5 protein-coding genes and 1 pseudogene are annotated in these 2,973 nt (G+C 46.1%); all 6 read right to left on the bottom strand.

Features of this window, described 5'->3' with window-relative positions:
* Positions 1-269: pseudogene (locus QUA38_RS28280) on the bottom strand (PAS domain-containing protein); the annotation flags it as partial.
* Complete coding sequence (locus QUA38_RS28275; RefSeq protein WP_333167733.1) at positions 266-874, bottom strand: chemotaxis protein CheC; 609 nt, start codon at positions 872-874, stop codon at positions 266-268. The gene QUA38_RS28275 and the pseudogene QUA38_RS28280, both read right to left, overlap by 4 nt.
* Complete coding sequence (locus QUA38_RS28270; RefSeq protein ID WP_333167731.1) at positions 871-1,248, bottom strand: response regulator; 378 nt, start codon at positions 1,246-1,248, stop codon at positions 871-873. Before QUA38_RS28270 ends, QUA38_RS28275 begins: the two co-directional genes overlap by 4 nt.
* Positions 1,249-1,484: 236 nt before the next feature.
* The gene (locus QUA38_RS28265) at positions 1,485-2,015 is read right to left on the bottom strand and encodes a tetratricopeptide repeat protein (protein ID WP_333167729.1); all 531 of its coding nucleotides are present in this window, start codon (positions 2,013-2,015) and stop codon (positions 1,485-1,487) included.
* A 271-nt stretch (positions 2,016-2,286) separates the two neighbouring features.
* Positions 2,287-2,643, bottom strand: coding sequence for a 50S ribosomal protein L20 (gene rplT, locus QUA38_RS28260; protein WP_006634165.1), 357 nt, complete (start codon positions 2,641-2,643; stop codon positions 2,287-2,289).
* A 19-nt stretch (positions 2,644-2,662) separates the two neighbouring features.
* Positions 2,663-2,860, bottom strand: coding sequence for a 50S ribosomal protein L35 (rpmI, locus tag QUA38_RS28255; RefSeq protein WP_006634164.1), 198 nt, complete (start codon positions 2,858-2,860; stop codon positions 2,663-2,665).
* Positions 2,861-2,973 lie beyond the last annotated feature (113 nt).

The following is a 2,973-nucleotide window of genomic DNA, read 5'->3' as shown; positions in this document are numbered from 1 at the left end:
AGGTGTTTGTGAATTTGAGAAGAAAAAATTGTTGGCGGGCCTCCTGCAAAGATTTGCTTGAAGCGAGTGGCGTACTTTAACTGACTCAGGTGAGGAAAATGGGTTGTGATCTTTGTTCCCAATATTTGGCTGCGGGGAATTTTAGTCCACTCTTCCAGACAAGCGTTCCAAAACAGCACCACAAAATCATCTTGCAGCAAGCAGGCGCCGACTGGTACGCTGTCGAGAACCCCAAACTTTTCCTTAATACTTTTGCTCTCCTCAATCATAGACCCCCGGCAAGTTGATTGATAGCAGTCAATAAGGTGTCAAAGGAATTAACATTGAAAATAAGAATGATATCTCCTTCAATGTGAAGCCTTTCAATCATGAAACTGGTCTGGGCTAATAAAACAACTGTATCAGTAGCTAAACCGCCAGATACCAGCAAACTAGCAATCGTCCCTTCGCTATAAGTGGGAATTGAATAGTTCAGGCGCTGCTGAAGTACGTTGCTGATTGCACCCATGACCCCATTAATTACAATATTTCCCACTTCACTTAGCGTACCAATTTTGACTGAATCGAGATCCTGAGTTCCAACTTCTTCCCCTGTAAGCATTGTCACCAGCAAAGCAGCGCTGTTGGTGGGAAAGACTAGCTGGGCAATGCCTCCAAAGGAGCCTGTGAATTTGAGCTGGACGGCGGCGATTTGCTCGCCGTTGAGGTGCTGCTCTAACTCTTCTTCCACGTCGCTAGGAGTCAGAATTTGAAGGTAGGGGATTTGCAAGCGAATCGGGGAGTCGATCATGTCGTTCAAAACCCCTGCGGCTTGACCGATCCCGATGTTGACGAGTTCCTGCAAAGCATCGAGCTGTCGAGTGCTTAATTTCATTGGGCGCTCTCCTCGCTGACACTGATAGCTTTTTTGATCCACCCGATCAGTTCATCTGAGTTGGGCATTTTATGAATGACTGCCAGGGCTCCAAGTTCCATGCACTCGGAACGGGTGCTTGCTTGGATGTCTGCGGTAATTACGATCACGGGAATTTTATATCCTCGATCGCGCATCGCTTGCAGGACTTCCCGACCTTCCATTTCTGGCATCAGCAGATCTAATAGCATACAGTTTGGGGTTTTAGTGCCGAGCTGTTCTAGAGCTTCGGGGCCGCTGGATGCTTCCCAAGTCTCGTATCCTTCTGCTCGGAGAATTTTGCAGATTACCCTGCGAGTCAACCACGAATCTTCGACAACCAGAATTGATGTCACTACGTTCTCCTCCTTCTATTGTTAGGACTGACCGGTATTGCAGGTGCTGCTTTTATCTTGACATTAATTTAAAGTGCTGGGACGGTGTGCGATCGAGCTTGACTCGGAATTCATGTTCTTAAAAACTAACCCATTAATGTGTTGGATAGTTTAGTATCTGGGACTATGTGAAGAAAAAACCCGGTTTCTGAATGAAACCAGGTTTGGGGCATCTCTATTGCTCCTAACATGGGCGCTCAATTATAGATTACCAAACGTTTCCGGAGAGACTCTACTCGCTGTTTTGCCGTGGTATTGTCTGGATCGCAGGCGAGAGCTTGTTCGTACATTTCCAAGGCTTGAGCTGTTAATTTCTTGCGCTCGTAGGCATGACCCAGATTATTGAGAGATGTAACGTATTCTGGTTGTAACTTCAGGGCTTCTTTGTAGTGGCGGATTGCGATGTCGTACTGTTCTTGGCCAAAGTGTGCAAAACCGAGGGCGTTGTAAATAACAGCTTGATTTTCTTCGCCTTCCAAGTCTTTGGCTTTCAGGGCTTTTTGAAACAGTACGATCGCTTGGGAGTAAAGCTTCTTATCTACATAGATACTTCCTAATTCGTAGTATTCCTGTGCTGTTCCTTTTTCTACTGTCAGCTTATTTTCTAAGCGTTCGAGAGACATTTCCAGCTTCCGAGTTTTGAGAATCTGGCGCACCACAAACCAGGAAGTGCTGCCGAGTATAGCGAGCAGGACTGACAAGTAAATAATGAGCAAATTACTATCCATGTTTTTCTTAAAATTAGGTAGGTTTCTAGAAGGTCTTATTTATTTTAAGGCGTTAGCAATCTATAACATTTGCCTCTGCAACTGTATAAAAACAAGGAAATAGCGATCGATCGGCCCGATCGCGATTTCTGAAAAAACAATAATCCAGAAGTAAGAACAAAGAAGGAAATTTGGTCTCAACCTCCTAAATTTATCAGGAGTTTTCCTTCTCTGGCAGACTGTTAAATCTTTCTTACTTCTGCTTTCTGGATTCTGAAAATCAAGCGAACTTTCAGGCTCCGGCTCGATTAGCCATTTCCACGACTTTACCGAATGTGGCTGGGTCAATGATCGCCATTTGTGCCAACATTTTGCGGTTGATTTCGATGTTGGCTTTTTTCATGTTGCCGATCAGTCTGCTGTAGCTCGTGCCGTGCTGGCGCGATGCGGCATTGATCCGCGCAATCCACAGGCGGCGGAAATCGCGTTTGCGTTTTTTGCGATCGCGATAACCGTTACGCAGGGCCTGCATCACCCGTTGGTTAGCTGTGCGGAACTGTTTCGACTGTGCGCCTCGGAAACCCTTGGCTAATTTGAGAATTTTTTTGCGGCGCGCTCTGGCGACATTACCGCGTTTTACCCGTGTCATCTTTAATTTCCGTTAAACTTTACAAGTATGGAAGCATTAACCGCACGTTAGCGTCGTTGGTCTCGTCGATGACGACCAGCTTAGATAGACGGCTTTTGCGAGCTGAACTTTTGTGCTGTAGCAAGTGGCTTTTGTAAGCTTTACGGCGCACGATCTTACCGCTGCCGGTCGCTCTAAAGCGCTTTGCGGCTGCTTTGCGAGTTTTGAGTTTTGGCATGAACTGGTGTTATTTGGACACAAGCTTATACCGTATCACGTTTGTGCTACTTTCTGCAAGGGAGATTTGTGGGTTAGCAGTGGCGCTGTACTTGGGGCAATATACAGGATGGG

This window comes from Microcoleus sp. Pol12B4, assembly GCF_036701385.1.
Taxonomy (GTDB): domain Bacteria; phylum Cyanobacteriota; class Cyanobacteriia; order Cyanobacteriales; family Microcoleaceae; genus Microcoleus.
The sequence above is the reverse complement of the archived record's forward strand: the minus strand, read 5'-3'. Positions and strand labels throughout refer to the sequence as shown.

Coding starts and splice junctions, on each gene's coding strand:
- QUA38_RS28275 (WP_333167733.1), bottom strand. CDS start 874: ATGAAATTAAGCACTCGACAGCTCGATGCTTTGCAGGAACTCGTCAAC.
- QUA38_RS28265 (WP_333167729.1), bottom strand. CDS start 2,015: ATGGATAGTAATTTGCTCATTATTTACTTGTCAGTCCTGCTCGCTATA.
- rpmI (WP_006634164.1), bottom strand. CDS start 2,860: ATGCCAAAACTCAAAACTCGCAAAGCAGCCGCAAAGCGCTTTAGAGCG.
- rplT (WP_006634165.1), bottom strand. CDS start 2,643: ATGACACGGGTAAAACGCGGTAATGTCGCCAGAGCGCGCCGCAAAAAA.